Here is a 25,665-nt window from a genome sequence, read left to right as displayed (position 1 = left end):
GGTCAGCCGCCAACTTTCTTGGCCTTGAAACCCAGTTTGACCAGTTCGGCGACCACGATCTCCACGTGGTCGCCCTGAATTTCCAGCACCCAGTCCTTCAAGGTGCCGCCGCTGCCGCAGCGGGTCCGCAGCTGCTTGCCCAGCTTGGCCAACTCGTCGGCGGCCAGCGGCAAGCCCTTCACCACCGTCACCGCCTTGCCGCCGCGGCCCTTGGTCTCGCGCGACACCCGCGCGACGCCGTCCCCGGCCGGCGGCGCGGCCGCCCGGCATTCGCACTGCGCCTCCGGCCGCCGGCACGCCGGACACATCCGGCCATGCTCGGTCGAATATACCAGGCCGCCGTTCTTCGCTATCGCCATTTCCCGCTCTCCATCATGCGCTTCCGCCTCGCCCCACGGCCTTTCATGCCATCCGGGCTCAAGCAGATCAATCGCTATCCCATTGTTTATTTGTAAATTTCCCATTCGGCAAAGAACGATAGAAATTAATCGCTCTCAAACAAGGAAATCACCACGCCGGATAACCGACGATGAACATCCCCGATCCCAATCGCCTGCCGTTCACGCCACAGCGCCCGTCGCCGCAGCGGCAGGTCAACGGCGTCGAGGCCGGCGCCCGGCCGGACGACGACGCCCAGCGCGAATTCGCCGAAATGCTGTTGCGCCGGCTGCTGCAGAACCAGCAGCCCGCCATCGCCAACTCGCCGTCGATCTCATTCCCGTCGCTGACCACGCAGGAATTCGCCCGGCGCCACACCGTGATGACGACGGAACGCGGCGCCAAACGCGCTCTGGGACTGATAGCCTACCTGTAAGGCGACCGTCCCGGCATCGACGCCGCCGTTCAGCAGCTGCACCGCGGCCAGCATCCGCGCCTGGCTCAACCAGCGGCCGAACGGCAAGCCGGTATCGCGGACAAAGGCGCGCGTCAGTCCCGCGCGCGAAAAACCATGCGCGGCGGCCAGACCGTCCAGCGGCCACGACCGCTCCAGCGCCGCCAGCACCCGCAGGCAAAGCCGGCGCAGCCGCGGCTCGCCGGGCAGCGGCAGTTGCTGCGGCAGCGGCGCCAGGCGCAAGAACTCATCGACGATCACCGCGGCCAGCCGCTGCCGCCTGCCGGTCCACGGTTCGCTCTCATAACTCAGCTGCCGCTCCAGCAGCAAGCCCATCATCGCGCCGGCCGGCATCACCGTCGCCACGGCGGGCAGCTGAGGGTACTCGGCGCCGTCGACATAGGCCATCAGCCCGTCGAACTCGGCCACCAGCTCGGCGCTGTGCGCCACGCCGGCCGGAATCCAGCCTATCTGCCCCGCCGCCATCAGCCAGCGCATCGTCTCGCTCTGGCACAGCATCGCGCCGCGGCGCAGGTAGATCAGTTGGCCGACGTCGTGGACATGGCTGGCGACGCCGCCGTCCGATATCCCCCGCATGGCCAGACAATGCAGCGGGTAGTTGACGACACTCACGAGAATGATCCGATCACGACAATAATTGATACTTTGCCGTTAACGCATCACGCGGTAAAGCCCCTACAGTATCGGCATCGCCCCATCGCAGAAGATTGCCGACATGAGCCCCACCCTTCCCGCGCCCGACAATCTCGCCATCGTCCGCGGCATGTTCGCCCAGTTGATCGAAGCCGGCCGCGTCGACGACGACAGTATCGCCCGCTACATCTCGCCGGACTACCGCCAGCGCGTCGACGGCCGCGAGCTGGATCTGGCCGGCTTCAAGCGCCACCTGCGCGCGCAGCGCGAAGTCGTCGAAAAAATGGAAGTCTACTTCCTGGCCGTCGCCCAGGACCACGACTGCGTACTGACCCACCATCGGGTGCGCGTCACCAAGAAAGACGGCAAAACCGCGCTGTTCCAGGTCCAGGCCCACATCACGCTGCGCGACGGCAGGATCACCGCCTGCGACGAACTGACCCGCCAGCTGGCGGGCCCGGCCGCCGACCGCGACCTCGGCTCCCGCTGCTGACGCCGACGGGGCTTGACGCGGGGCGCGGCCCCGTGTTTTGATGAAAGCATGAAAATCGCACCCGCATTCGCAATCCGATTCTGGTGGTGGCGCCTCTCCTAGGCGGCGCCGGCGAACGCATATGCAATCAAACCCGGAGGCTGCCGACAAGGCGCACCGGGTTTAGTTTTTGGCGGTCACTCCCAGTCCACCTTGTCGGTCTCCTCCCTCCCCAATCAGACGGAGATAGGCATGAATCTGGACACCATCAGCTCGCAAGACATCATCCTGACCGGCGACCGGACCACCGGTCAGCTGCATCTGGGCCATTACGTCGGCTCGCTCAGAAACCGCGTCATCCTGCAGGAGCGCTGCCGGCAATTCCTGTTGCTGGCCGACGCCCAGGCGCTGACCGACAATATGGGCAACTATCTGAAGGTCCGCGACAATGTGCTGCAGGTGGCGCTGGACTATCTGGCCGTCGGCATCGATCCGGCCAAGAGCACCATCTTCATCCAGAGCCTGGTGCCGGAATTGACCGAGCTGGCGTCCTACTATCTGAACCTGGTGACGGTGGCGAGGCTGGAACGCAATCCGACGATCAAGGACGAGATCAAGCAGCGCGGCTACGAGCGAGACATCCCGGCCGGCTTCCTGACCTACCCGGCCGCCCAGGCCGCCGACATCACCGCCTTCAAGGCCACCATCGTGCCGGTCGGAGACGACCAGATCCCGATGATAGAGCAGACCAACGAGATCGTGCGCCGCTTCAACGCCAGCGTGGCGCTGCCGGTGCTGGTCGAAGCCCGGGCGGTGGTGCCGGAAATCGGTTCCCGCCTGCCGGGCATAGACGGCAAGGCCAAGATGTCCAAGTCGCTGGGCAACACCATCACGCTGTCCGCCAGCCCCGACGACATCCGCCAGGCGGTGAAGATGATGTACACCGACCCGAACCACCTGCGCGTGGCCGATCCGGGCCAGGTGGAAGGCAATGTGGTGTTCACCTATCTGGACGCCTTCCATCCTGAGCGCGAGCTGGTGGCCGGTCTGAAGGAACACTATCGCCGCGGCGGCCTCGGCGACACCGTGATCAAGCAGCATTTGGAAGATTGCCTGCAGGAAATGCTGGCGCCGATACGCGAGCGCCGCGAGCATTACGCCCAGGATCCGGCCGCGGTGCTGGAGATGCTGAAGGCCGGCACCCGCCGCGCCCGCGACGTGGCGGCCCGCACGCTGGGCGAAGTGAAGGCGGCGATGGGCCTCAACTACTACTGAGCCGAATGCGGACCATGTCAAACCCTGCCCCGACGCGCCGCGGCACCCTGCTCGGCCTGCTGGCCATCGCGCTGTGGAGCGCCGTCCCGCCGCTGATCCGCCTGCTCAGCGAAAGCTTCGGACCGGTGGGCGGCGCGGCGCTGATGTACAGCGTCAGCGCCGCGCTGCTGGCCGCCGTCTTGGGCTGGCCCCGCCTGCGCGATTTTCCGCCGCGCTATCTGCTGATCTGCGGCGGCCTGTTCGCCTGCTACGAAATCTCGCTGGCGCTGGCGCTGGGTTTCGCCCAGAACCGGATGCAGGCGATAGAGCTGGGCATCGTCAACTATCTGTGGCCGTGCCTCACCGTGCTGCTGGCCCTGCTGTTCAACGGCCAGCGCGCCAGCTGGCTGCTGCCGCCCGGCCTGTTGCTGTCGCTGCTCGGGGTGGCCTGGATCATCAGCGGCGGCGCGCTGTCGCCGGCCGGCATCCTGGGCAACGCGCTGCAGAATCCGCTCAGTTATTCGCTGGCCTTCGGCGGCGCGCTGCTATGGGCGACCTATTGCAATGTCGCCAAGCGGCTGTCGCAAGGCCGGAACGGCATCGCGCCCTTCTTCGCGCTGACGGCGCTGGCCTTGTGGATGCACTACGCGCTCAGCCCGGAGCGCCTGGCCATGCCGGCCTTGCCGTCCATCGGCATCCTGCTGCTGGCCGCGGCGGTGATGGCCGCCGGCTACGCCGCGTGGAACGTCGCCATCGCCGAGGGCAATATGATGCTGCTGGTGGCCGCCTCCTATTCCACCCCGGTGCTGTCCTCGGCGCTGGCCTCCGTCATCCTCAGCACCGCGCTGGGCCTCGCCTTCTGGCAGGGCGCGGCGATGGTGACCGCCGGCTCGCTGCTGTGCTGGCGCTCTACCCGCCCCGGCCGCTGAAAACCGTCGGCGAAACCCCGCCCCTGCTCGCCCGCAGAATAATTATCGACTCAATGCGTCAAGGAGAAATCGAATGGACAGCGTTTTTCAATGCCAGGACCTGGAAGAAGTCAGGGAACAGATAGACCGCGTCGACCGCGCGCTGGTGGCGCTGATCGCCGAACGCGGCATCTATGTGCGCCAGGCGGCGGCGTTCAAGCGCAGCCGCGAGGAAGTGGAAGGCGGCAAACGCGTCGACCAGGTGATGCGCCGCGTCGAGCGGCTGGCCGGCGAATTGGGCGCCGACGCGGCGCTGACCGCGGCGGTCTACCGCGCGATGATCGCGCACTTCGTCGCCGACGAGATGGCGGCCTTCCGCGCCCGCGCGGCGACCGATTGAGACGGAGGGCCGCTTTCCCTACAATCCGGATGACATGACGGCCGCCGCATGGCCGTCCAACCCGCCAGGAATGAATCGATGAACAAGACCGCCCTGTTGCTGCTCGCCCTTTTCTCCACGCCGGCGCTCGCCGAGGAGGTCGGCGAGGTGTCGACCACCTTCAAGCTGCTCAGCCCCAACGACAAGGTGGTGGTGGAGGCCTTCGACGACCCGTCGGTAGAGGGCGTCGCCTGCTATGTGTCGCGCGCCAAGACCGGCGGCTACAAGGGGGCGGTCGGATTGGCGAAAGACCCGTCGCGCTTCTCGGTCGCCTGCCGCCAGGTCGGCGCGATACGCTTCCGCGGCCCGCTGCCGGCCCAGCAACAGGTGTTCAAGGAGGGCGCGTCCTTCGTGTTCAAGCATGTGCGGGTGGTGCGCATCGTCGACGTCAAACGCAATGTGCTGACCTATCTGACGTATTCCGACAAGCTGATCGACGGCAGCCCGGACAACGCCATCACCGCGGTGGCCGTGCTCGATCAAAAAATCCCGATGCAGAAATAAATGGTAAGCTATTGATAAAAATCATGTTTTATAGCATTACCCTCATCATTCCATAGCCAGTTCGGCCTTCCAGCCGTCGAAGCCGACCTCGACGCCGGGCGGACACCGCGCGCTCAGCGCATGGTATTCCAGCCTGTGCGTCATGTGGATCAGCACCGTGCGCCGCGCGCCCAGCCGCGCCGCCCAGGCCAGGGCCTCGTCCACGCTGAGATGGGATGGATAGGGATCCGGATTCAGGCAATCGAGGAACAACAGGTCCAGGCCCTGCAACAGCGGCAGGCTGTCGTCTGGTATCCGCGACAAGTCGGTCAGCCACGCCATATTGCCGATGCGCCAGCCCAGGCAGGGCCAGCTGCCGTGCAATAGCGGAATCGGCGTCAGTTCGACGCCCTGGTGGCGGAACGGCCCGCTTATCGTTTCCGACAGCAGCACCGGCTTGTCCCACATCTTGGACGGCGGCTGCAGCGCGTAGCCGAAGCGCTCGCGGATATTGGACATGGTGAAGTCGTTGCCGTACAGCGAGATCGGCCCCTGCTTCAGGTAGCAGAAGGCGCGCAGATCGTCGATGCCGTTCAGGTGGTCGGCGTGCGGATGGGTGTACAGCACCGCGTCCAGCCGGGACAGGCCCTCGCGCAGCGCCTGCTGACGCAGATCGGGACCGGTGTCGATCAGAAAGCCCAGTTCGCCGACGCGCACATAGGCGCTGGCGCGGGTGCGCCGGTTGCGGCTGTCGTCCGACAGGCAGGTGGCGCAGCGGCAGCCTATCGCCGGCGTGCCGGAACTGGAGCCGCAGCCCAGGATGGTGACTTCCAGCGTATTCACGCTCCTCCCCGCCGTCATCGGCATAGCTGCGGCCGCACCGCCGGCACCGCGACGGCGCCGCCGTCGCAGACCACCTGGCCGCCCGGCCCGATATTGCAGCTGCCGCCCGGCGTCGCCGCGCAATGCGGGCTGCCGTCGGGCCCCAGCAGGCACATGCCCGGCCCGGCATAGAAGCCGCCACCGGCGCGTATCGCCCCGCCGCCGGGATACGGCGAGCAGAACAGATTGCCGAACTCGTCGGCGACGCAGGCGCCGGCGCCGCAATACGGCAGGCCCTGGTGCAGCACCGCCTGGCCGCCCTGCTGCGCGCAATAGCTGCGGCCGCCGAGATTGATGCAGTTGGCCGACGCCGCGGCGGCGGCCAGCAGACCGATGAAGCCCAGAGCAGACGCGAACCGCCGCATCGCAGCCTCCCGTTTCAGCGCTCCGCCTTGGCGAACAGGCGGAAGAAGTTGTCGGTGGTGGCCGCGGCCACCTCATCCAGCGAAATGCCGCGCAGCTGGGCGATGAACTCGGCCACATGGCGCACATAGGACGGCTCGTTGATCTTGCCGCGGAACGGGACCGGCGCCAGATACGGCGAATCGGTCTCGATCAGCATCCGGTCCAGCGGCACCTTCTGCGCCACCTCCTGCACCTGCTTGGCGTTCTTGAAGGTCACCACGCCGGAGAAGGAGATGTAGAAGCCCAGCGCCAGCGCCGCCTCGGCCACCTCCCAGGTCTCGGTGAAGCAGTGCATCACGCCGACGCATTGCTCGGCATGCTCTTCCCTCATGATGCGTATCGTGTCTTCGGCCGATTCGCGGGTATGGATCACCAGCGGCAGGCCCGTGCGCCTGGCGGCGCGGATATGGGTGCGGAAACGGTCATGCTGCCATGCCAGATCGCCCTTGCACCAGTGGTAGTCGAGACCGGTCTCGCCTATGCCGACCACCCGCGGATGGGCGGCCAGCTCGACCAGCTCGTCCTCGCTGTACTCTTCGGCCTCCGGGTCGTCCGGATGGACGCCGACGGTGGCGTACAGGTTCGGATGCGCTTCGGCCAGCGCCAGCACTTGCGGATACTTGGGCCGGCTGACGCCGATGACGAGCGCGTGCGTCACCTGATTCTGGCGCATATTGGCCAGCACCTCGGGCATGCGCTCGGCGAGATCGGGAAAATTGATGTGGCAGTGGGAGTCGATCAACATGGTAGGCGGCGAAAACGTGAATCCAGCGTACAGGATATCACGACCGCCGCCTCACATCGTATGGGTCGGGCGGCTGGAATTGAGCACGCCGCCGAGCAGGCTCTCTATCTTGTCCTTGGCCTGCTTGCCGGCGTCGCCGGCGACGAACTCGACGCCCACGCCCTGCACCCGGCTGTTGTTGGCGCCGCCCGGCGTGATCCACACCACCTTGGCCTGCACCGCGATGCGCTGCGGGTCCTCCATCAGCGTCAGCAGCAGGAAGACCTCCTCGCCCAGCTGCATCTCCTTGTTGGTCGGGATGAAGATGCCGCCGTTGCGGACGAAGGGCATATAGGCGGCGAACAGCGCGCTGCGCTCCTTGATATGCAGCGACAGCACGCCGGGACGGTTGGGATTGTGCAGATCCGGCCGGTTGTTGGCGGCATCCATGCGGCGGGCCCCTTCGTATGTTCTCAGCCGGACTTGGCGCTGGCGAAAATCTTCAGGTAATCCATCAAGACCGCCTCCAGTTGCAGACGGGGATTCAGCGTATGCTGGGCGAACGGCGCCAGCGCGGCCAGCGCCTGCTGGCAGGCCATCAGCTGGACGGCGTCGCTGCGCGCCGCCAGCGCCGAAAGCGCCGTCTCCTGATCTGGATAATAGCGGACGCGACCGGCCAGGCCCAGCGCCGCCAGATCGTGCAGCCATTTCTGCAACCAGGACAGCGGCTGCAACAGCGACACCTGCTTGTTCTTGTCGGCCAGCTCCGCCAGTTGCAGCATGCCGGCGAAGCTGGGCTGGCCCAGGCCGCGGACGAACTGGCCGCGCAGGGCGGCGAGCTCCGGATCGTGGTCGAACAGCGGCGCGCCGCCGTTGTGCGCCAGTTCCGCCTCGGCATTGGCCACGCCCTGCTCCTTCAGCCAGGCCAGCGCGGCCGGCGCGGCCGGCCGGGTCAGCGCGAACTGGCGGCAGCGGCTGCGTATCGTCGGCAACAGCCGCTGCGGCGAATGCGACACCAAGAGGAACAGCACCGCCTCCGGCGGCTCCTCCAGTATTTTCAACAAGGCGTTGGCGGCGGCCAGGTTCAGGTTCGTTCTCGGCCGGCTCCACCAGAATCACGCGCCGACCGGCGCGATGCGCGGTCAGGTGGGCGAAATCTATCACCTCGCGCACCGCCTCTATCTTGATCTGCGGCAGCTTGCGCGTGGTCTTGGCCTCCTTGCCCTCCTCGTCCTCGTCGACGAACGGCGACAGGCGACGGAAGTCGGGATGACTGCCGCTGGCGAGCCAGCGGCAGCCCTGGCACTGGCCGCAGGGCTGGTGGCCGGCGGCAGGGTCCTCGCACAGCAGCGACTGCGCCAGATGCTCGGCGAAGGCCAGCTTGCCGATGCCGGCGCCGCCGGTGAACAGCCAGGCGCCCGGCATCCGCTCGCGCTCGGCGGAGAGCCGCGTCCAGTCATCGCTCTGCCACGGGTACAGCATCAGCTTCGCTCCAGCAGGTTTCGCAGGTGGACGGCGATGTCGGCCTGGATGTCCTCTATGCCGCGGCCGGCGTCCAACACGACGATGCGCTGCGACGCCTCCTCGGCCCGGCGCAGATAGGCCGCGCGCACGCGCCGGTGGAAATCGGCCGCCTCCTGCTCGAAACGGTCCGGCACCCGGGTGCCGGCCATCCGTCCGGCCGCCACTTCGGTCGGCAGGTCGAACAGCAGCGTCAGGTCCGGCTGTAGGCCGCGCTGCACCCAGTCCTCCAGCGCGCGGATGCGCTCGTACGGCACGCCGCGGCCGCCGCCCTGGAAGGCGTAGGTGGAATCGGTGAAGCGGTCGGACACCAGCCAGCGGCCGGCGGCCAGCGCCGGCGCGATCACGTCGGCGATGTGTTGCTGGCGCGCGGCGAAGGCCAGCAGCGTCTCGGCGTCGAGCGAAACCACGGTCTCCGGCGCCAGCAGCAGTTCGCGAACCTGCTCGCCCAGCGGCGTGCCGCCCGGCTCGCGGGTGAACACGGCGTCGACGTCGTGCCGCGCCAGCCAGTCGGCGATGAAGGACAGATGGGTGCTCTTGCCGGCGCCGTCTATGCCTTCCAGCGTGATGAAACGGCCGGATCGGACCTGCTGCGCGCTGCTCATTGCTGGCCTTTCTTCAGTATGTATTTGCGCACCGCCTGGTTGTGCTGCTCCAGGGTGCTGGAAAACTGCGAGCTGCCGTCGCCGCGGGCGACGAAATACAGCGCGTCGGTCTCGGCCGGCTGGGCGGCCGCGTACAGCGCCGCCTTGCCCGGCATCGCGATCGGCGTCGGCGTCAGGCCGGCGCGGGTATAGGTATTGTACGGCGTATCGCGGCGCAGATCGGCCTTGCCGATATTGCCCTGGTAGCCGGCGCCCATGCCGTAGATCACCGACGGGTCGGTCTGCAGCCGCATACCCTTTTTCAGCCGATTGACGAAGACCGCCGCCACCATTGGACGGTCGGCCTCGCTGGAGGTTTCCTTCTCGATCAGGCTGGCCATCGTCAGTAATTCGTACGGCGTGCGGTAAGGCAATTCCGGCTTGCGCGCGGCCCAGGCGGCGGCGAGCTGCTGCTCCATCGTCGAGAAGGCCTGGCGGTACAGGTCCATGTCGGAGACGCCGGGCGTGAACAGATAGGTGCTGGGGAAGAACAGCCCTTCCGGACTGGCGTCGGGCGCGCCGAGCCGGCGCATCAGCTCGGCGTCGCTGAGCGGCCTGGCGTCGTGGACAATATCGGGGCTGCGGTCCAGCGCCTGGCGGAACTGGCGGAAGGTCCAGCCCTCTATCGTCGTCAGGCTGGCCTCGTCCGGCCGTCCCTGGCTCAGGCGCAGCAACACGTCCAGCATCGACTGCGGCCCCTGGAAGCGGTACAGGCCGGCCTTGATCCGCCGATCGGCGCCGTCCAGCCGCGCCAGCGCCACCAGCAGCTGACGGTTGCGTATCGCGCCATCCTGCTCCAGCGTGCGGGCGATCTGCTTCATCGTGCGGTTGGGCCCCACCAGCAGCTTGTAGCCGCCGGCCGGCAGTTCGACCGGCAACAGCGCGGCCCAGGCCAGCCAGCCGGCCAGACACAACAGCAGCAATAGTAAAAAGCCGGAAAGTCTTCTCATAACCTGAATTCGTGATCGCACCGCCGCGCGGCAAAGGCGGAATCATACCAGCAAGCCGCCTGTACGACATGCCAGGCCACACTGGCCGCATTCCCTATAAGTTGCTCCATATCAACAATAGCGCGCCGGCTTTTGCCTATGTTTCCGTTATATTCCCCGATCAAACCCGCCGCATCCGGATCTTCGTCCGGAGCGCCGCACCCGATCATGGCCGACGACGATGAAACCGTTCTTTAATCTTGGATGCGCGCTGGTGGCATGGGGCGAGCTGTGCCGGGTAGCCCGGCTCAGCCAGCGCCCCGGCTACGGCGCGCCGCAACAAGCGTTCCGTCAGGGACGGCACAACCGGCAATTCCTCTGCGCCGCGCCGACGCAATTGCCTGGCGCCTACCGCGCCCTGCTGCTGGAGCCGCTGTGGCTGCTGGAACGCAACCGCGACGGCCGCTGGCTGCTGAGCTCCACCTCCCCCGGCAACAGTCTCAACCTGCGCCTGCAGGCGCTGCTGCGCGGCTGGCTGCCCGCGATGCCCCAGGCCGAAGAGGCCGGTCCGGCGATCGCGCGACTGCGGCTGGTGCTGCGCGGCAACAGCGGCGACACCTCTCCGCTGCCGCTGAGGCCGGGGCGGTCCGCCGTCGAGCTCGAACCGCTGACCCGCGGCATCGGCGCCTATCTGGAACAGGTTTCCAGCATCGTCCAGCTGGAGGACTCTCTGGATGGCCGCCTGCTGGCCGGCGGCGTCAATCTGCGGGGACCCCGGCCTCAGCTGGACGCGCCCGGCGGCGACGGCTGGCAGGACCTGCTGGTCTGCGATTGGCAGCAACTGCTGCAGTACGCCGACGACACGCTGGCCGCAGGCTAGCCCAGGCATTTTGCCGCAATCTCCAGCCCTTGTCCGATTGCGCCTCCGTTCGATGCGGCCGCCGGCGACAAAATTTGACCCAGGCCATCGCGGGCATCGTGATTTTGGTCGCATAATGCCACCACCATCATTCTGGAGACCTGCCGCATGCGACGCTTGAACCTTGCCCTGCTCTGCCTGACCCTGCCCTCGCTGGCGCTGGCCGATACCGTCTCGGTCGCGGTGGCCAGCAATTTCCAGCAGACGCTGGACAAGATCGCCGTGGCGTTCAAGGCCTCGACCGGCCACGACATCAAGGCCAGCGCCGGCGCCTCCGGCAAGCTGGCGGCGCAGATCCGCCAGGGCGCGCCGTTCGACGTCTTCCTGTCCGCCGACGACGAGAGGCCGACCGAGCTGGCGAAAGCCGGCGTCGGCCAGCCTGGCAGCCAGTTCACCTATGCCTACGGCCAGCTGGCGCTGTGGAGCAAGAAACGCGGCGACGCCGGCGAGGCGACCTTGCGCAAGGGCGATTTCGCCAAGCTGGCGGTCGCCAATCCGGCCACCGCGCCTTACGGCCGCGCCGCGATGGAAACGCTGGGCGCCCTGAAGCTGGAGGCGGCGGTCAAGCCCAAGCTGCTGACCGGCGACAATATCGGCCAGACGATGCAGTTCGCCGAGGCCGGCGGCGCCGACTTCGCCTTCGTCGCCTATTCGCAATTGCTGGAGCAAGGCATACGCGACCACTATTGGCTGGTACCGGAAAAACTGCATCAGCCGATACGCCAGGACGCGCTGCAGATCAAGCCGACGCCGGCCGCGACCGCGCTGATGGCCTTCCTGAAGGGCGAGCAGGCGCGCGCGCTGATGGCCCAGGCCGGTTATCGCTTCAAGCCGTGAGTTCGGAGGACTGGAGCGCGATCGCGCTGACCCTGCGGCTGGCCGGCGTCAGCACGCTGCTGCTGCTGTCGCTGTGCGTACCGGCCGCCTGGTGGCTGGCGCGCAGCCGCTCGCGGTTGCGGCCGCTGGCCGAGGCGGCGGCGATGCTGCCGCTGGTGCTGCCGCCGACGGTGCTCGGCTTCTACCTGCTGCTGGCCTTCGGCCCGCACGGCCCGCTGGGAAAGCTGACCGCGTCACTGGGCCTGCCCAGCCTCGCCTTCACCTTCCAGGGGGTGGTGATCGCCTCGGTGCTGTACTCGCTGCCCTTCGTGCTGCAGCCGCTGTTGGCCAGCTTCCGCGCGGTGCGGCAGGAGGAACTGGAAAGCGCGCGGCTGCTGGGCGCCAATCGCTGGCAGCGGATGCGCCACGTGATCCTGCCGTCCTGCCGCAGCGGCGTGCTCAGCGCGGCCTGCCTCGGATTCGCCCACACCGTCGGCGAATTCGGCGTGGTGCTGATGATAGGCGGCAATATCGACGGCGAGACCCGGGTGATCTCGATCGCGCTGTACAATCAGGTGGAGCAGGCCAACTACGGCGCCGCCCACCGGCTGGCGCTGCTGCTGCTGCTGTTTTCACTGGCGGCGCTGACCACCGTTTACTGGCTGAACGCCAGAAAGAACGAATAGCTTTCCGCCCGTTCGCGGGCTCACCACCGGAGAAACCCAACCATGCGTAAATCGCTGCTGCTCGCCGTACTCGCGCTGTTCAGCGCCAATCTGGCGCTGGCCGACGCCGCCTGCGACGCCAAGGCCGCCGAGAAGAAACTGGCCGGCGCCGCCAAGCAAAGCTTCCTGAAGAAATGCGAGAAGGACGCCGTCGCCGCGGTCCAGGCCAGCTGCGACGCCAAGGCCGCCGAGAAGAAGCTGGCCGGCGCCGCCAAGCAGAGCTTCACCAAGAAATGCGTGAAGGACGCGGCGGCGAAATAAACGCCCGCTCCGACGGCATGGCGCCAGGCGCCATGCCTTGTCGCGCCAACGCCAAAATCCACACACAAATACACAATTCAGCGCGGAAAAAACGCTGAACAAGCCATGACTGTCATTGCCTGAACTACACTTGAACAAGATGTGGCTTGTGAGTGTTGGCAATGAACTCGCTGTCCGGATACAACTCCAGTCTTTCGTCTTTCGACAGCTTGCTGCCGAACTTGAGCAGTTTGTTGTCCAGCGGATTGCTGCTGGGCTCCACCGGCAGCGCTTCCAGCGCCTCCAGCGCGACGCCGACCGACCCGATCCAGGTGGAGCTGTCCAATCTCGGCCAGCTGATGTCCATACTCGGCACCTTCCAGAGCAGCCTGCAGCAGATCTACTCGCCGTCCAACCAGTACGGCGGCGGCACCGCCACCAGCAGCAATCCGGCGGTGGCCAGCGTCAGCACCTCGAGCGGCGCGCAGACCGCCAGCTACCAATTGTCGGTGTCGCAACTGGCGCAGGCCCAGAGCGCCGCCACCAGCTTCACGCTGCCCGATAGCGGCAGCACCTCGGTCGGCACCGGCAGCCTGACCATCACCACCGGCAGCTACGCCTACACCAGCTCCACCTCGGCCAGCAGCTTCACCGCCAACGACACGCCGGTGACCATCAGCATCAGCAACGGCACGCTGTCCGGCATCGCCAGCGCGATCAACGGCGCCGGCGCCGGCGTCGTCGCCAATGTGGTGCAGAATTCATCCGGCGCCTATCAATTGCAGATCAGCCAGGCCAGCACCGGCGCCAGCAACAATTTCAAGATCACCGTCAGCGACAACGACGGCAACAACACCGATCAGAGCGGCCTGTCGCGGCTGGCTTTCGACCAGACGCAGGCGGTCGGCAGCGGCCAGAACCTGACCCAGACCCAGGCGGCGCTGAACGCCAGCTACACCGTCAACGGCGCGTCCGGCTCCAGCGCCGTCAACTCGGGCATCCAGCTGGGCAGCGGCGTGTCGGCCAATCTGCTGGCGACCGGCAGCAGCACCATCGCCGTCAACATAGACTTCGGTCTGCTGAACAGCAACGCCCAGTCGCTGGCCAGCGCCTTCAACACCGCCCAGGGATCGATCAACAGCCTGCTCGGCAACCAGGTGCAGCCCGGCAACGACCCGATCGCCGCCATGCTGCCGCAGATGCTGAACCAGCAGGCGGAAAACAGCTACAGCAACGGCAGTTCGCTGCTGACCATGTTGAGCCAGGTCGGCCTCAGCTATCAGAGTCCGGCGCAGTACGGGCTGGGCGGCACGCTGAACCTGAACGTCAATTCGCTGCAAGCGGCATACAACAGCGACTCCAGCGGCACGGCCAACCTGCTGTACACGGCGGCCCAGTCGCTGAACGCGCTGGCCAACAGCTACACCTCGCAGGGCAGCGGCTCGCTGATCAACGAGACCCGCGCGCTGCAGGCGCAGCAGCGCAACCAGCAACTGGTGATCAACACGCCCGATACGCCCAACACCTTTCCGTTCAATCTGCAGAACCTGCTCAGCTACCCGTCCGGCAACAGCCTGCTGTCGGCCCAGCAGATCAGTGGCCTCGCGATGTACGCGCTGGTCTACTCGATCGGCGCGCCTTACGCGTTGAACGCGCTCCTGGTCGGCCAGGGCCTCGGGCTGTCCAGCACCGGTTTCTCCGCCACCGCCTGAACCATTTTCCTGTTTTTTGCCCTTCCCGGCGTTTGCCGGTAAAATTCATCGGATGATTGGATGTTTCGGAGTCGAACGATGAATCCCGCCGCCGCGAAACGCTCGCTGGTCGACATCGCGCTGGAAAGCCTGGGTGCCCAACTGGCCGACGGACGCTGGCCGGTCGGTAGCCGCATGCCGACCGAGCCGGAACTGGCCGAGGAGCTGGGCATCAGCCGCAACACCGTCCGCGAGGCGGTGCGCGTGCTGCTGTACGCCGGCTTGCTGGAAGTGCGCCAGGGCGACGGCACCTATGTGCGCGCCGTCGTCAATCCCGGCGAGGCGATGCGCGCGATCAGCCGCGCCAGCCTGCGCGAGCATCTGGAAGTGCGCTGCCTGCTGGAGGAAAGCGCGGCCCGGCTGGCCGCCGAGCGCGCCGGCGACGCCGAGCTCGCGCGCATCGCCGCGGCGCTGGACCGCCTCGGCCGCCCGCCGGCCGACGAGACGCCGGAAAGCTACGCCGAGCGCGACCTGGCCTTCCATGTCGCGATCGCCGACGCCTGCGGCAATCAGGCGCTGTCCAGCCTGTACCGCTACTTTTCGCACGCGGTGCGCCAAAGCGTGCAGGACTCGATACGCGACGAGGCCCTGCCCGATCCGGACTTCGCGGCCCACGCCGCCATCTTCGACGCGATACGCACGCGCCGTCCCGACGAGGCCGGCGCCGCCGCCGCCGCGATTACCCGTCCGCTGCTGGCCATGCTGGCCCGCTTGCTGGACACGCAACGATAAGAAGGAAGCACGATGGAAGAAAATCGGTCCAAGCCGATAGCCGACGAACTATTGATCGACGACGAGACCCCGGCCGCCTCGCTGACCGGCGGCCGCGCCCGCACGCTGCTGTTGCTGCTGGGCCTGGTGCTGGTCGGCCTGAATCTGCGCCCGGCGCTGTCCAGCCTGGCGCCGGTGCTGTCCATGGTCAGCCGCGACGTCGGCCTGAGTCCGGCGCTGGCCGGCCTGCTGACCACGCTGCCGGTGGCCTGCCTGGGCATCTTCGGACCGCTGGCGCCGCGACTGGCGCGCCGCCTCGGCAGCGAAAAGACCATCGCCGTGGTGCTGCTGGCGCTGGCCGCCGGCATCCTGCTGCGCACCCAGCTGGGCCAGTTCGGCCTGTTCGCCGGTTCGGCGCTGGCCGGCGCCGCCATAGGCGTGATCGGCGTGCTGCTGCCCGGCATCGTCAAGCGGGACTTCGCCAGCCGCGCCGGCCTGATGACCGGCGTGTACACGATGGCACTGTGCCTGGGCGCGGCGCTGGCCGCCGGCCTGACGGTGCCGACGGCGGAAGCCTTCGGCCACGACTGGCGTCCGGCGCTGGCGCTGTGGGCGCTGCCTGCGGTGCTGGCGCTGGCGGTCTGGTGGCCGCAGCTGGCCACCCGCCACGCCGCTGCCCAGGGCCGCTGGCGGGTGGAAGGTCTGCTGCGCGACCCGCTGGCCTGGCAGGTGACGCTGTTCATGGGCCTGCAATCGTCGCTGGCCTACATCGTGTTCGGCTGGCTGCCGTCGATATTGATGGACCGCGGCCTGACGCCGATGCAGGGCGGGCTGATGCTGTCGCTGTCGACGATGGTGCAGGTGCCGGCGTCGCTGCTGGTGCCGATGCTGGCCCATCGCTGCCGCGACCAGCGGCCGCCCATCGCCGCCACGCTGCTGATGGTGATCGCCGGCCTGTTGGGCATGCTGTACGCGCCGACCGATGGGCTGATCATCTGGGCGGCGCTGCTCGGCTTCGGCCAGGGCGGCCTGTTCAGCACCGCGCTGAGCCTGCTGGCCCACCGCTCGGCCGACCAGCACGTGGCGGCCAGCCTGTCCGGCATGGCGCAGGGCATAGGCTATATGCTGGCGTCCATGGGCCCGTTCGCCGTCGGCCTGATCCGCGGCCACAGCCACGCCGCCTGGCCGCTGGCGATACTGTTCTGCCTGATCGCCGCCACCGCCTTCTGCATCGGCATGCTGGCCGGCCGCAAACGGCTGGTCGGCGTCCAGGCCCAGCCCGTCTGACTTCAGCCCGCCGACCGGCGGGCTTCGTTCATCTGGGACGGGCGACGATGCCGTAACGCGCCAGCAGCGCCGGCAGCGTCTCGCAGACCAGCGGCAAGGCGGCCTCGTCCAGCCGCAGCGCCGGCGGCAAGGCCGCCATGTCGCCGTCCCACCCCGGCAGCGCCTCCTCGAGCAGGGCCGGCAGATCGCGGTCGTCCAGCGCCGCCAGTTCGCCGCCGATCTCCAGCAGCAGCATGCCGTCCGGCGTCAGCCAGGCGGCGCGCGGCGCGGCGCCGTCGTCGCAGGGCAGCGTACGCCAGCCGCCGGGCGTGCGCCGCGCCGCCAGCGGCACCGCGTCCAGTTCGACATACACCTTCTGCGGCCCGTTCTGCACATAGCAGCGGCCCTGGCCGTCGCGGCTGTAGTTGCGATTGAAGAAATCGGCCATCGCCTCGTGGCGCAGCCGCTGGTCCTTGATCCACCACTGCCCGCGCGCGTCCAGCCTGAGCCAGCCGAACACCGCCGGCACATTCGGCCATTTGGCCATCGCGGCCAACACCATCGCGTCCATCTGCATTTTTCTCCCGCGGGTGTGCCCCGCTTATTCCTTATCGAGCGGCTAGGAAACCGCCCTCAGCACCGTCAGCGGCGGCGTCCGCGTCACCTTGCCCACCAGCGGCCAGCCGGCCAGCGTCACCACCAGCACGCCGCCGGCCATGCCCAGCGGTAGCAGCCACCCGTTCAGCAGCACCGGCAAGGAAAACAGTTTCACCGACGCCAGCACGCCTATGCCCATCGCCCCCAGCGCCGCCAGCAAGCCGGACACCGCGCCCAGCCACACCAGCTCGGCCAGCACCACGCTGCGCACCTGGCGGGTCGAGGCGCCCAGCGCCCGCATCAGGCCGACATCGGCCAGCCTCTCGTCCCGCGTCGCGGTCAGCGACGCCCACAACACCAGCACGCCGGCCGCCAGCGCCAGCAGAAACATCGCCTCGATGCCGCGCGTCAGCTTGTCGACCATCGCCCTGACCTCGGCCAGGATGCTGCCGACGTCGATCACCGTCAGATTGGGGAAACGCTCGACCAGCCCGTTGGCGAAGGCCTCGTCGGCCGGCTCCAGCCGGAAGCTGGTGATCCAGCTGGCCGGCTGCTGGCGAAACTGGCCCGGCGTGCCGATGACGAAGAAGTTGACGCGGAAGCTGTCCCACGGCACCTCGCGCAGGCTGCTGACCTTCGCGCGGTAGGTGGTGCCGGCCAGGTCGAAGGCCAGCGTGTCGCCCAGCCGTATGCCCAGCTTGTCGGCCAGGCCGCGCTCGACCGAGAACTGCGGCTTCACCCGCTTGCCCTCGTCCCACCAACGGCCCGCCACCACCTGGTTGCCCGGCGGCAGATCGGCGCGCCAGGACAGGTTGAATTCGCGCTCGGCCAGCCGCCGCGCCTGCTCGCTGTCGTAAGCGGCCGGCCGCACCGGCTGCTCGTTGATCGCGATCAGCCGCGCCCGCGCCATCGGCGCCAGTTCGGGCACCGGCCGCCCCTGGGCCGCGAACGCGTCGCGGAAGGCGTCCAGCTGGCCGGCCTGGATATTGATGACGAATTTGTTCGGCGCGTCGGCCGGCACGCTGCGCTGCCAGGCGCCGATCAGATCGTCGCGCACCACGGTCAGCGTCAACAACGCCATCAGCCCGACCGACAGCGAGGCGATCTGCAGCACCGCCAGCCAACGCCGCCGCGCCAGATTGGCGATGCCGAAGCGCCAGCCGACCCGGCCGCCGCGCGGCAGCCGCCGCAGCGCCCACACCAGGCCCAGCGCCAAGGCCCCGGACACGGCGAGAAAGGCCAGCATCGCCAGCAGCAGCCAACCGGCCAGCGAGAACTCGCCGACCTGCCACGACGCCAGTCCCAGCAGCGTCGCCAGCGCCAGCACCGGCGCGATCACGCCCTGGCGCGTCGGCGGCAGCTCGTTGCGCAGCACCGCCGCCGGCGACACGTCGCGTATGCCCATCAACGGCGGCAGCGCCAGCCCGGCCAGCAGCAGCAAGGCCGCCAGCGGGCCGATCAGCCACGGCAGCGCGCCCGGATCGGGCAGCATCTCGCCGACGTAGCCGCTGAACAGCCGCATCAGGCCCAGCTGCACGCCGAAGCCGGCCAGCGTGCCGAACAGGCCGGCCAGCAGGCCCAGCAGCAGGAACAGGCTGACGAACAGGCCCCATACCTCGCCGGAACCCAGGCCCAGGCAACGCAACACCGCCACCTGCTGCCAGTGGCGCTGCAGATAGCGCCTGACCACCAGCGCCACCGCCGACGCCGCCAGCGCCACCGTCAGCATCGCCGACAGCCCGAGGAAGCGCCGCGCCCGCTCCAGGCCGGTGCGGATCTCCGGCCGCATCTCCTCGACGTTTTCCAGCCTGGCGCCTGGCGGCTTGTGCCGGCTCAGCCAGCTGCGGAAATCGGCCAGCTGCCGGTCCTCGCCGGCGAACAGCAGCCGCCAGCGTATGCGGCTGCCCTGCTGCACCAGACCGGTGGCCGGCAAATCGGCGCTGTTGAACATCAGCCGCGGCACGAAATTGTAGATGTCCATGCTGCCGTCCGGCTCGCGCAGGATGACGCCGCTCAGCTTCAGGCTGATGTCGCCGACGCTGATGCTGTCGCCGAGCTTCAACTTGAGCCGGCTGATCAGCCGCGCGTCGGCCCAGGCGCTGCCCGGCGCCGGCTGCAAGCGGCCGCTGGGCTCGCTGCCGTCGGCCAAGCGCGCCGAGGTCTCGCCCCGCAACGGATAGCCGGCGCTGACCGCCTTGTATTGCGCCAGCGTCGCCTGGCCGCCGGCAAACACCATCGACGGGAAGGTGATGTTGTCGGCCATCGCCAGGCCGCGGCGACGCGCCTCGGCGCGTATCGCCTCCGGCGCCGGCTCGTTGCCGCTGAGCACCAGGTCGGCGGCCAGCAGCTGGGTGGCCTGGGTGGTCAGCGCCTTTTCCACCCGGTCGGAAAAAAAGGCCACGCTGCTCATCGCCGCCACCGCCACCAGCAGGGCCAGGCCGAGTATCGTCAGCTCCCCGGACACCAGCTCGCGGCGGATGAAGCGCAGCACCAGGGTCAACCGTCCGGTCAGCGTCATCCGGCGCGCGCTCCGTTCAGCTTGCCGTCGACCAGTCGGTAGATGGCGTCGCAGCGGCTGGCCAGTTCATTGTCGTGGGTAACCAGCACCAGGGCCGTGCGCTGCTCTGCGTTCAGTTGGAACAGCAGATCTATGATCTGCCGGCCGGTGTGCGGGTCGAGATTGCCGGTGGGTTCGTCGGCGAACAACAATCCCGGATGGATGACGAAGGCGCGCGCCAGCGCCACCCGCTGCTGTTCGCCGCCTGACAGGTGGCGCGGATAATGGCCGAGACGCGCGGCCAGGCCGACGCGCGCCAGCATCTGCTCCGCCGCCTCGCGCGCATCGTTGCGCCCGGCCAGCTCCAATGGCAGCATGACGTTTTCCAGCGCGGTCAATTGCGGCAGCAGCTGGAAATTCTGGAACACGAAGCCGACGCGGTCCCGCCGCAACAGCGCGCGCGCGTCCTCGCTGAGCCGCGACAGCGGCTTGCCGAACAACGCCACCTCGCCGTCGCTGGGATGGTCGAGGCCGGCCAGCAGCGACAGCAGCGTCGACTTGCCCGAACCGGAAGTCCCGACGATGGCGACGCTTTCGCCGGGATATAGCGTCAGCGAGGCGCTGCGCAGAATGTGCAGCACATCGCCGCGGAAATGGACTTGTTTCGCCAACTCGCTGGCGGCCAGCACCGCCGCCTTCTTCACTGGATCGTTCATGCGCTCTATCGTCTGCAAAATGCTCGTCCCCTTGTTGCTGCTGTGGCAGCTGCCCGCCTGCGCCGCCACCATCCTGGTGTTCGGCGACAGCCTGTCGGCCGGCTACGGCCTGGCGCCGAACCAGGGCTGGGTGGCGCTGCTCGCGCGCGATCTGGCGCCGCGCCACCGCGTGGTCAACGCCAGCCAGTCCGGCGAGACCAGCGCCGGCGGCCTCGCGCGGCTGCCCGACGCGCTGGCCCGCCACAAGCCCGACGTGCTGGTGCTGGAACTGGGCGCCAACGACGGCCTGCGCGGCCTGCCGATGGTCGAAATGCGCCGCAACCTGCAGCACATGGTCGACCTGGCCCGCGCGCGCCGGATCACGGTGCTGCTGGTGGGCATGGCGCTGCCACCCAACTATGGCCCCCGTTACGGCGCCGAGTTCCGCGCCGTCTACGACGATCTCGCCCGCGCCAACCGCCTGCCCTACGTGCCGCTGCTGGTGCAGGGCTTCGCCGGCGACCTGTCGGCCTTCCAGCCCGACGGGCTGCATCCGCGCGCCGAGAAGCAGGACACCATGATGCGCACGGTCAAGGCGAAACTGCCAGTGAAATAATCGAACAATTTATTTGACGCATCGGGTGCGGGATAGAAGAATACCCCGGTCGCATAATCATACCGCCATCGGCGTCCGAGCGCAGCGCCGCCGGAACGCCGCACTGTCCATTCAGCCATGTCAGCAAACCTCGCCCCCCTGTTCCGGCGCCTGTCCCATCCCTATCGCGGACTGCCACCCAGCGTCTACATCCAGGTGCTGTGCAGCTTCATCAACAATGTCGGCGGCATCTCGAAGCTGTTCCTGCCGCTATACCTGCGCGAGAGCTACCATCTGCCTTACCAGCAGATCGGCATGCTGATGGCTTTCTACGGCGCCGGCATGCTGGCCGGCTCGCTGAAGGGCGGCAGCCTCAGCGACCGTTTCGACAGCCGCGCGCTGGCGGTGGCGGCGTTGTCGCTGTCCGGCCTGTGCATGCTGCTGCTGGCGCTGCGGCTGCCGGTCGCGCTGTTCATGCCGTTGCTGGTGCTGTCCGGCATCGCCGACGGCGGCTTCCGGCCGATCAACCAGCGGCTGGCGCTGGAACCCTGCACCGCGCGGCAGCGGCCGGTGGCCCAGGGCATGATGCGGGTGGCGTTCAACCTGGGCGTGGCCATCGCCGGCGTCACCAGCGGCTTCCTCGCCGTCTACGGCTACCAGTGGATCTACGCCGCCAACGCCGCCGGCACGCTGCTGGGCGCGGCCTGGATGGCCTGGTCCTACAGCCGGCGACTGGAGGACACCCGGCCGCAGCGACGCCGGTCCGGCGACGACGGCTCGCTGGCCGGCCCCTGGCGCGACCTCAGTTTTCTGCGCAGCATCGCCGCCTTGATCCTGGTCACCCTGGCCTTCGACCAGATGTACGTGACGCTGGCGCTGTTCCTGCGCGAGCGCTACCAACTGGGGCCGCAATGGATCGGCTATCTGTTCACGCTGAACGGCCTGATGGTGGTCGCGCTGCAGATACCGGTCAGCCGCCGCATCCTGCGCTGGGGCCTGGCGCGCAGCACGCAGCTGGGCGCGTTGCTGACCGGCTGTTCCTTCTTGTGGCTGAACACAGGATATGGCATCCCGTCGGCGGTGCTGATGATGGCGACGCTGACCCTGGGCGAGCTGCTACTGTCGCCCTGCTACGCCCAGCTGGTGATGCACCGTTCGGAAGGCCGGCTGCGCGGCAGCTATCTGGGCCTGTACAACGCCGCCTGGAACGGCCGCACGCTGGTGGCGCCGGCGCTGGGCACCGCGCTGTACGGCCGCCTGGGCGGCGCGGCGCTGTGGTGGCTGTGCGCGCTGGCCGCCTGCTTGGCCGTGGCCATTCAGCACGGCGCCTTGAAGACCATGCTGACGCCGACGCAGCCGGCGCGCTAGCCTTCGTCGGCGGCCAGACAGACCCGGTTGCGGCCGCCCTCCTTGGCCTGGTACAGGGCCACGTCGGCGCGTTTCAGGCATTGCCGCACCGGATCGCCCGGCAGGCAGCCGGCCACGCCGACCGACATGGTCTGCACCCACCCCTCCGACAGGCCCTCCAGGCGGGAGGCGTCGAGCAAGGCCCGGATCTCCTCCATCAGGCTCAGCAATTCGAAGCCGTCCCGCTCCGGCAGCAACACCGCGAACTCCTCGCCGCCGTAACGCGCCAACACGGCACCGTCCGGCAGGCGGCTCTCGATCAGCCGCGCCGTCTGGCACAGCAGGCTGTCCCCGACCTGATGGCCGAAAGTGTCGTTCACCTTCTTGAAGTGGTCCAGGTCCAGCATGGCCAGCGCCCAGCCGCGTCCGCTGGCTAGACTATCCTCCGCGCAGCGGTCCAGCCGCTCGCGCAGCGCGCGCTGATTGTAGCAACCGGTCAGCGAGTCGCTTTCCGCCAGCTTCTTCATTTGCCCCAGCGCGCTTTGCAGCTGCCGCTGCTTTTGCTCGAGCAAGGTTTTCTTGGCCATGCTCTCGCGATGCAAGGCCTTAACCGAGGCCAGCATGCCCTCGTTGCGCTCGCTGAGCTCGGCGGTATCCTGCAACTGACGGTGGAAGTTCTGCAGGAACTCCCACTGCACCAGCATATAGATGACGCTGCCGATCAGAATGGCCAGGTACAGGTTGCCACCCTCGTGGTACAGCCGGTACAAGGGATAGGCCCAGTAACCGACGATATAGCCGCGCAACAGGTCCTGGCACGGCGCCAGCAGCAAACAGGCCAGCGCGAACGCGCCCACCAACCACAGCAGGACCACCATGCGGTACGGTCCCTCCTGATCCGGCAGCATCAGCCACATGATGGTCGGCCACGCCATGCTGCTCGCCAGCAGAATGTCGCGCACTTCCAGATAGCGGCCCCAGGTCTCCATCACCGGCAGCACCTCGCGGCCGAAACGCGCGCACAGTCTGCCCAGCCACAACTCCTCGGCCAGGAAGCACAAGGTCCAGACCAGGCCGCGCTGCCACGGCACATGCGGATACATCAGATACGCGAAAAAGGGAATGACGATGAAGGCGTCCCTGACCGACTGCCTCAGCATCGCCACCGTCTCCCGCGCCAGCTCGGCTTCCTGGCGGCCGAAGACGATGGGTTCGCGCGCCAGCCAGCTCATGCCGCCTCCGTTTCCGGGCATACCCGGTTGCGCCCCTGCGCCTTGGCCTGATACAGCGCCTGGTCCGCCCGCTGCAATATCAGCTTCAGATCGGTGCCCGGGCGCCAGCTGGCCACGCCGCAGGATATCGTCACCGGCAGCGAACCGGTCACCGGCGTCCAGTCGAAACCGGCGATCGCGGCGCACAGCGTGTTCATCCGCTGGAAATGCTCGCGTCCGCTGCAGTCCGACGCCACCAGCAGAAACTCCTCGCCGCCGTAGCGGCCGAACACCTCGCCCGGCCTCAGCGTCGCATCGATTATCCGGCACAGCTGCTGCAACACCTCGTCGCCGGTCGGATGGCCGCATTGATCGTTGATGCGCTTGAAATAATCGAGGTCGATGATGGACAGGGCGAACGGCGCGCCCTGCTGCTCGGCGCGCTGCCGCAAGCCTTCCAGCTCCGACATCAGCGCCCGCATATTGAACACGCCGGTCAGCGGATCGCGCACCGCCAGCTCCCGTATCCTCAACAAGGTGGCGTCCAACTCGGCGTTCTGCGTTTCCAGCTGAGCGTTCCAGTCGTCCAGCTTGGCGCTTTCCTCGCTCAGCCGCCGCGACAACAGCTGCTTGTCGACGCGGCCCTTGATCGACTCCGCCAGAAAGCGATGCAGCTTGGCGGTATATTGGGTGAGCACGCCGATGAACAGCAGCGTCGATCCGCCGACCCAGTGCAGCAGGCTGTCGCTGGACGCGAACAGCCGCGACAGCAGCAACAGCCACAGCACGCCCTCGAACAGGTAGAACAGGCCGCGCCGCCCGACCAGCAAGGCCCCCTGCACGGAGCTGATCGCCAGCATCCACAACATCAGCACCAGAGCGTAGGTGAGATCGCCGTCGCGCATCATCAGCCAGGCCGAACTGCCCCAGCCCAGACCCGTCGCCAGCAAGCAGAGCACGAAGGCGCGATACAGGATGTCGATGCGGCCATCGTCGTCATCGCCGCAGCGGCGGGCCAGCAGGGTGATCAGGGACTCCAGCGCCAACAGCAGGTAGATCAGCAGCCCCCAGCACAACAGCCCCGCCGACGGCGCATGGCCCCATTGCAATATCATCAGCACCAGCACGCCGGGAAAGGCATAGGGCAGGCATTCGCCGGTGGCCCGCATCACCAGCAGCCGGGACTCCCGCTCCACCATCCACCATCTACTCGTATGCACCCCCCACCCCTTACGCCTGGCTTAACCGTCTGTTCTTTATAGGGCGCGGCAGATAAAACAACACCCCGCCGGCGCGAAGCGGGCGGGGTGCTTACAGCGGCGATCCGCGCGGGCGGATTACAGCTGCTGGGCGTTCTCGGACAGGTAGGAAGCCACGCCTTCGGCGGACGGCTTCATGCCCTTCTTGCCCTTGTTCCAGCCGGCCGGGCACACTTCACCGTGCTCTTCGGTGAACTGCAGCGCGTCGACCATGCGGATCATTTCGTCGATGTTGCGGCCCAGCGGCAGGTTGTTGACAACCTGGTGCTGCACCACGCCGGAACGGTCGATCAGGAAGGAGCCGCGGAAAGCGACGCCGCCGTCGGCTTCGACGTCGTAGGACTTGCACAGTTCGTGCTGAATGTCGGCGACCAGGGTGTAGCCGACTTGGCCGATGCCGCCCTTGTCCACCGGGGTGTTGCGCCATGCAGCGTGGGAGAACTGGCTGTCGATCGACACGCCGATCACTTCAACGTTGCGCTTCTTGAACTCTTCCAGACGGTGGTCGAAAGCGATCAGTTCGGACGGGCAGACGAAGGTGAAGTCCAGCGGGTAGAAGAACACCACGGCGTACTTGCCGGCAGTGGCTTGCTTGAAGGAGTAGTTGTCTACGATCTCGCCATTGCCCAGCACGGCGGAGAAAGTCTTTTCACCAGCGAAGAACGGGGCTTGCTTGCCAACGAGTACGGCCATTTGGATCTCCTTAAAGGTCTTGATATGACAACGCTTCCCTGATCGGGCATCGGAAAACGCCGTGGATTGCGGAGCTTTATAAAGCACTGCGTCCGGACCCGGCAAATTGTAAATCGATATCGTTGCGATAAAGTTTTGCAATAGCGAAGCCCGGGACCCGCCCCGGTCAAGCGGGGACTGCCGATGAAGATGGGGA

Annotated in this window: 30 protein-coding genes and 1 pseudogene; 15 read left to right on the top strand and 16 right to left on the bottom strand. The window is 67.5% G+C overall.

Annotated elements, in window-relative coordinates; all coding sequences use genetic code 11:
* Positions 1-2: 2 nt before the first annotated feature.
* Complete coding sequence (locus CXB49_RS02860) at positions 3-359, bottom strand: translation initiation factor Sui1 (RefSeq protein ID WP_101706998.1); 357 nt, start codon at positions 357-359, stop codon at positions 3-5.
* A gap of 170 nt (positions 360-529) precedes the next feature.
* Between CXB49_RS02860 and CXB49_RS02855 the strand changes: the two genes are divergently transcribed.
* Positions 530-814 carry a hypothetical protein gene (locus tag CXB49_RS02855; protein ID WP_101706997.1) on the top strand — a complete coding sequence of 95 codons (285 nt, stop codon included), beginning with the start codon at positions 530-532 and terminating at the stop codon, positions 812-814.
* On the opposite strand, the gene CXB49_RS02850 is transcribed toward CXB49_RS02855, so the two are convergent.
* On the bottom strand, positions 713-1,465 hold the full coding sequence (locus CXB49_RS02850) for an AraC family transcriptional regulator (RefSeq protein ID WP_101706996.1): 753 nt from the start codon (positions 1,463-1,465) through the stop codon (positions 713-715). The genes CXB49_RS02855 and CXB49_RS02850 overlap by 102 nt on opposite strands.
* A 103-nt stretch (positions 1,466-1,568) precedes the next feature.
* Between CXB49_RS02850 and CXB49_RS02845 the strand changes: the two genes are divergently transcribed.
* The 5 genes from CXB49_RS02845 (at position 1,569) to CXB49_RS02825 (ending at position 5,063) form a co-directional block, all read left to right on the top strand.
* Positions 1,569-1,979 carry a nuclear transport factor 2 family protein gene (locus tag CXB49_RS02845; protein ID WP_101706995.1) on the top strand — a complete coding sequence of 137 codons (411 nt, stop codon included), beginning with the start codon at positions 1,569-1,571 and terminating at the stop codon, positions 1,977-1,979.
* A 231-nt stretch (positions 1,980-2,210) separates the two neighbouring features.
* A complete protein-coding gene (gene trpS, locus CXB49_RS02840; RefSeq protein WP_101706994.1) occupies positions 2,211-3,233 on the top strand; it encodes a tryptophan--tRNA ligase in 1,023 nt (340 codons plus the stop codon).
* Between the two features lie 14 nt (positions 3,234-3,247).
* The gene (gene yddG / locus CXB49_RS02835) at positions 3,248-4,141 is read left to right on the top strand and encodes an aromatic amino acid DMT transporter YddG (protein WP_101710577.1); all 894 of its coding nucleotides are present in this window, start codon (positions 3,248-3,250) and stop codon (positions 4,139-4,141) included.
* A gap of 73 nt (positions 4,142-4,214) precedes the next feature.
* A complete protein-coding gene (locus tag CXB49_RS02830) occupies positions 4,215-4,520 on the top strand; it encodes a chorismate mutase (protein WP_101706993.1) in 306 nt (101 codons plus the stop codon).
* 78 nt (positions 4,521-4,598) lie between these two features.
* The gene (locus CXB49_RS02825; protein WP_101706992.1) at positions 4,599-5,063 is read left to right on the top strand and encodes a CreA family protein; all 465 of its coding nucleotides are present in this window, start codon (positions 4,599-4,601) and stop codon (positions 5,061-5,063) included.
* Between the two features lie 45 nt (positions 5,064-5,108).
* Here CXB49_RS02825 and CXB49_RS02820 read toward each other — a convergent pair whose 3' ends face one another.
* The 8 genes and pseudogenes from CXB49_RS02820 to mltG all read right to left on the bottom strand — a co-directional run bounded on the left by CXB49_RS02820 (position 5,109) and on the right by mltG (position 10,168).
* Complete coding sequence (locus CXB49_RS02820; protein WP_101706991.1) at positions 5,109-5,885, bottom strand: MBL fold metallo-hydrolase; 777 nt, start codon at positions 5,883-5,885, stop codon at positions 5,109-5,111.
* A 14-nt stretch (positions 5,886-5,899) separates the two neighbouring features.
* A complete protein-coding gene (locus tag CXB49_RS02815) occupies positions 5,900-6,289 on the bottom strand; it encodes a hypothetical protein (protein WP_101706990.1) in 390 nt (129 codons plus the stop codon).
* A gap of 14 nt (positions 6,290-6,303) precedes the next feature.
* Positions 6,304-7,074, bottom strand: a complete 771-nt coding sequence (locus CXB49_RS02810) for a TatD family hydrolase (protein WP_101706989.1) — start codon at positions 7,072-7,074, stop codon at positions 6,304-6,306.
* Between the two features lie 51 nt (positions 7,075-7,125).
* A complete protein-coding gene (locus CXB49_RS02805) occupies positions 7,126-7,503 on the bottom strand; it encodes a PilZ domain-containing protein (protein ID WP_101706988.1) in 378 nt (125 codons plus the stop codon).
* A 23-nt stretch (positions 7,504-7,526) separates the two neighbouring features.
* Positions 7,527-8,117: a hypothetical protein gene (locus CXB49_RS24235; protein ID WP_255409589.1), complete on the bottom strand. Its 591-nt coding sequence runs from the start codon at positions 8,115-8,117 to the stop codon at positions 7,527-7,529.
* A gap of 91 nt (positions 8,118-8,208) precedes the next feature.
* Positions 8,209-8,478 (bottom strand): annotated as a pseudogene (locus CXB49_RS24230) (DNA polymerase III subunit delta'); the annotation flags it as partial.
* 56 nt (positions 8,479-8,534) lie between these two features.
* Entirely contained in the window at positions 8,535-9,179 is a 645-nt protein-coding gene (gene tmk, locus CXB49_RS02795) for a dTMP kinase (RefSeq protein WP_101706987.1), read from the bottom strand.
* Positions 9,176-10,168 (bottom strand): endolytic transglycosylase MltG, encoded by a 993-nt coding sequence (mltG, locus tag CXB49_RS02790; RefSeq protein WP_101706986.1) that lies wholly within the window; start codon positions 10,166-10,168, stop codon positions 9,176-9,178. Before mltG ends, tmk begins: the two co-directional genes overlap by 4 nt.
* Before the next feature lie 220 nt (positions 10,169-10,388).
* Here mltG and CXB49_RS02785 point away from each other — a divergent pair, with 220 nt between their 5' ends.
* The 7 genes from CXB49_RS02785 to CXB49_RS02755 all read left to right on the top strand — a co-directional run bounded on the left by CXB49_RS02785 (position 10,389) and on the right by CXB49_RS02755 (position 16,596).
* The gene (locus tag CXB49_RS02785) at positions 10,389-11,027 is read left to right on the top strand and encodes a hypothetical protein (RefSeq protein ID WP_158300599.1); all 639 of its coding nucleotides are present in this window, start codon (positions 10,389-10,391) and stop codon (positions 11,025-11,027) included.
* Positions 11,028-11,174: 147 nt separating this feature from the next.
* Positions 11,175-11,903, top strand: coding sequence for a molybdate ABC transporter substrate-binding protein (modA, locus tag CXB49_RS02780; RefSeq protein ID WP_101706984.1), 729 nt, complete (start codon positions 11,175-11,177; stop codon positions 11,901-11,903).
* Positions 11,900-12,568 carry a molybdate ABC transporter permease subunit gene (gene modB, locus CXB49_RS02775; RefSeq protein ID WP_101706983.1) on the top strand — a complete coding sequence of 223 codons (669 nt, stop codon included), beginning with the start codon at positions 11,900-11,902 and terminating at the stop codon, positions 12,566-12,568. The genes modA and modB overlap by 4 nt, the downstream gene beginning before the upstream one ends.
* Positions 12,569-12,610: 42 nt before the next feature.
* Positions 12,611-12,868, top strand: a complete 258-nt coding sequence (locus tag CXB49_RS02770; protein ID WP_101706982.1) for a hypothetical protein — start codon at positions 12,611-12,613, stop codon at positions 12,866-12,868.
* A 161-nt stretch (positions 12,869-13,029) separates the two neighbouring features.
* Entirely contained in the window at positions 13,030-14,559 is a 1,530-nt protein-coding gene (fliD, locus tag CXB49_RS02765; RefSeq protein ID WP_101706981.1) for a flagellar filament capping protein FliD, read from the top strand.
* Between the two features lie 78 nt (positions 14,560-14,637).
* Complete coding sequence (locus CXB49_RS02760; RefSeq protein WP_101706980.1) at positions 14,638-15,330, top strand: FadR/GntR family transcriptional regulator; 693 nt, start codon at positions 14,638-14,640, stop codon at positions 15,328-15,330.
* 12 nt (positions 15,331-15,342) lie between these two features.
* Positions 15,343-16,596, top strand: coding sequence for an MFS transporter (locus tag CXB49_RS02755; protein WP_101706979.1), 1,254 nt, complete (start codon positions 15,343-15,345; stop codon positions 16,594-16,596).
* A gap of 28 nt (positions 16,597-16,624) precedes the next feature.
* Here the strand turns inward: CXB49_RS02755 and CXB49_RS02750 are convergent, their stop codons facing one another.
* From CXB49_RS02750 to CXB49_RS02740, 3 genes are read right to left on the bottom strand one after another with little or no spacing between them, the layout of a single operon-like run.
* Complete coding sequence (locus CXB49_RS02750; RefSeq protein ID WP_233492924.1) at positions 16,625-17,152, bottom strand: DUF2946 family protein; 528 nt, start codon at positions 17,150-17,152, stop codon at positions 16,625-16,627.
* Positions 17,153-17,194: 42 nt separating this feature from the next.
* Entirely contained in the window at positions 17,195-19,690 is a 2,496-nt protein-coding gene (locus CXB49_RS02745; RefSeq protein ID WP_101706978.1) for an ABC transporter permease, read from the bottom strand.
* A complete protein-coding gene (locus CXB49_RS02740; protein WP_101706977.1) occupies positions 19,687-20,385 on the bottom strand; it encodes an ABC transporter ATP-binding protein in 699 nt (232 codons plus the stop codon). The genes CXB49_RS02745 and CXB49_RS02740 overlap by 4 nt, the downstream gene beginning before the upstream one ends.
* Between CXB49_RS02740 and CXB49_RS02735 the strand changes: the two genes are divergently transcribed.
* Positions 20,384-20,980: an arylesterase gene (locus CXB49_RS02735; protein ID WP_101706976.1), complete on the top strand. Its 597-nt coding sequence runs from the start codon at positions 20,384-20,386 to the stop codon at positions 20,978-20,980. The two genes, CXB49_RS02740 and CXB49_RS02735, sit on opposite strands and share 2 nt — an antisense overlap.
* A gap of 117 nt (positions 20,981-21,097) precedes the next feature.
* On the top strand, positions 21,098-22,327 hold the full coding sequence (locus CXB49_RS02730; RefSeq protein WP_101706975.1) for an MFS transporter: 1,230 nt from the start codon (positions 21,098-21,100) through the stop codon (positions 22,325-22,327).
* Here CXB49_RS02730 and CXB49_RS02725 read toward each other — a convergent pair.
* From CXB49_RS02725 to CXB49_RS02715, 3 genes are all read right to left on the bottom strand, one after another.
* Positions 22,324-23,538 (bottom strand): diguanylate cyclase, encoded by a 1,215-nt coding sequence (locus tag CXB49_RS02725; RefSeq protein ID WP_158300598.1) that lies wholly within the window; start codon positions 23,536-23,538, stop codon positions 22,324-22,326. The genes CXB49_RS02730 and CXB49_RS02725 overlap by 4 nt on opposite strands.
* Entirely contained in the window at positions 23,535-24,737 is a 1,203-nt protein-coding gene (locus CXB49_RS02720) for a GGDEF domain-containing protein (protein ID WP_158300597.1), read from the bottom strand. Before CXB49_RS02720 ends, CXB49_RS02725 begins: the two co-directional genes overlap by 4 nt.
* A 117-nt stretch (positions 24,738-24,854) precedes the next feature.
* The gene (locus CXB49_RS02715; protein ID WP_101706972.1) at positions 24,855-25,469 is read right to left on the bottom strand and encodes a peroxiredoxin; all 615 of its coding nucleotides are present in this window, start codon (positions 25,467-25,469) and stop codon (positions 24,855-24,857) included.
* Positions 25,470-25,665 lie beyond the last annotated feature (196 nt).

Origin of the sequence: Chromobacterium sp. ATCC 53434 (assembly GCF_002848345.1) — a bacterium.
GTDB lineage: Bacteria > Pseudomonadota > Gammaproteobacteria > Burkholderiales > Chromobacteriaceae > Chromobacterium.
The sequence above is the reverse complement of the archived record's forward strand: the minus strand, read 5'-3'. Positions and strand labels throughout refer to the sequence as shown.

Bases quoted from the DNA above. Each gene is read 5' to 3' on its own strand.
- CXB49_RS02860 (WP_101706998.1), bottom strand. From the start codon at position 359: ATGGCGATAGCGAAGAACGGCGGCCTGGTATATTCGACCGAGCATGGC.
- CXB49_RS02855 (WP_101706997.1), top strand. From the start codon at position 530: ATGAACATCCCCGATCCCAATCGCCTGCCGTTCACGCCACAGCGCCCG.
- CXB49_RS02845 (WP_101706995.1), top strand. From the start codon at position 1,569: ATGAGCCCCACCCTTCCCGCGCCCGACAATCTCGCCATCGTCCGCGGC.
- trpS (WP_101706994.1), top strand. From the start codon at position 2,211: ATGAATCTGGACACCATCAGCTCGCAAGACATCATCCTGACCGGCGAC.
- yddG (WP_101710577.1), top strand. From the start codon at position 3,248: ATGTCAAACCCTGCCCCGACGCGCCGCGGCACCCTGCTCGGCCTGCTG.
- CXB49_RS02830 (WP_101706993.1), top strand. From the start codon at position 4,215: ATGGACAGCGTTTTTCAATGCCAGGACCTGGAAGAAGTCAGGGAACAG.
- CXB49_RS02825 (WP_101706992.1), top strand. From the start codon at position 4,599: ATGAACAAGACCGCCCTGTTGCTGCTCGCCCTTTTCTCCACGCCGGCG.
- CXB49_RS02815 (WP_101706990.1), bottom strand. From the start codon at position 6,289: ATGCGGCGGTTCGCGTCTGCTCTGGGCTTCATCGGTCTGCTGGCCGCC.
- CXB49_RS02810 (WP_101706989.1), bottom strand. From the start codon at position 7,074: ATGTTGATCGACTCCCACTGCCACATCAATTTTCCCGATCTCGCCGAG.
- CXB49_RS02805 (WP_101706988.1), bottom strand. From the start codon at position 7,503: ATGGATGCCGCCAACAACCGGCCGGATCTGCACAATCCCAACCGTCCC.
- tmk (WP_101706987.1), bottom strand. From the start codon at position 9,179: ATGAGCAGCGCGCAGCAGGTCCGATCCGGCCGTTTCATCACGCTGGAA.
- mltG (WP_101706986.1), bottom strand. From the start codon at position 10,168: ATGAGAAGACTTTCCGGCTTTTTACTATTGCTGCTGTTGTGTCTGGCC.
- CXB49_RS02785 (WP_158300599.1), top strand. From the start codon at position 10,389: ATGAAACCGTTCTTTAATCTTGGATGCGCGCTGGTGGCATGGGGCGAG.
- modA (WP_101706984.1), top strand. From the start codon at position 11,175: ATGCGACGCTTGAACCTTGCCCTGCTCTGCCTGACCCTGCCCTCGCTG.
- CXB49_RS02770 (WP_101706982.1), top strand. From the start codon at position 12,611: ATGCGTAAATCGCTGCTGCTCGCCGTACTCGCGCTGTTCAGCGCCAAT.
- fliD (WP_101706981.1), top strand. From the start codon at position 13,030: ATGAACTCGCTGTCCGGATACAACTCCAGTCTTTCGTCTTTCGACAGC.
- CXB49_RS02760 (WP_101706980.1), top strand. From the start codon at position 14,638: ATGAATCCCGCCGCCGCGAAACGCTCGCTGGTCGACATCGCGCTGGAA.
- CXB49_RS02755 (WP_101706979.1), top strand. From the start codon at position 15,343: ATGGAAGAAAATCGGTCCAAGCCGATAGCCGACGAACTATTGATCGAC.
- CXB49_RS02750 (WP_233492924.1), bottom strand. From the start codon at position 17,152: ATGCAGATGGACGCGATGGTGTTGGCCGCGATGGCCAAATGGCCGAAT.
- CXB49_RS02745 (WP_101706978.1), bottom strand. From the start codon at position 19,690: ATGACGCTGACCGGACGGTTGACCCTGGTGCTGCGCTTCATCCGCCGC.
- CXB49_RS02735 (WP_101706976.1), top strand. From the start codon at position 20,384: ATGCGCTCTATCGTCTGCAAAATGCTCGTCCCCTTGTTGCTGCTGTGG.
- CXB49_RS02740 (WP_101706977.1), bottom strand. From the start codon at position 20,385: ATGAACGATCCAGTGAAGAAGGCGGCGGTGCTGGCCGCCAGCGAGTTG.
- CXB49_RS02730 (WP_101706975.1), top strand. From the start codon at position 21,098: ATGTCAGCAAACCTCGCCCCCCTGTTCCGGCGCCTGTCCCATCCCTAT.
- CXB49_RS02725 (WP_158300598.1), bottom strand. From the start codon at position 23,538: ATGAGCTGGCTGGCGCGCGAACCCATCGTCTTCGGCCGCCAGGAAGCC.
- CXB49_RS02715 (WP_101706972.1), bottom strand. From the start codon at position 25,469: ATGGCCGTACTCGTTGGCAAGCAAGCCCCGTTCTTCGCTGGTGAAAAG.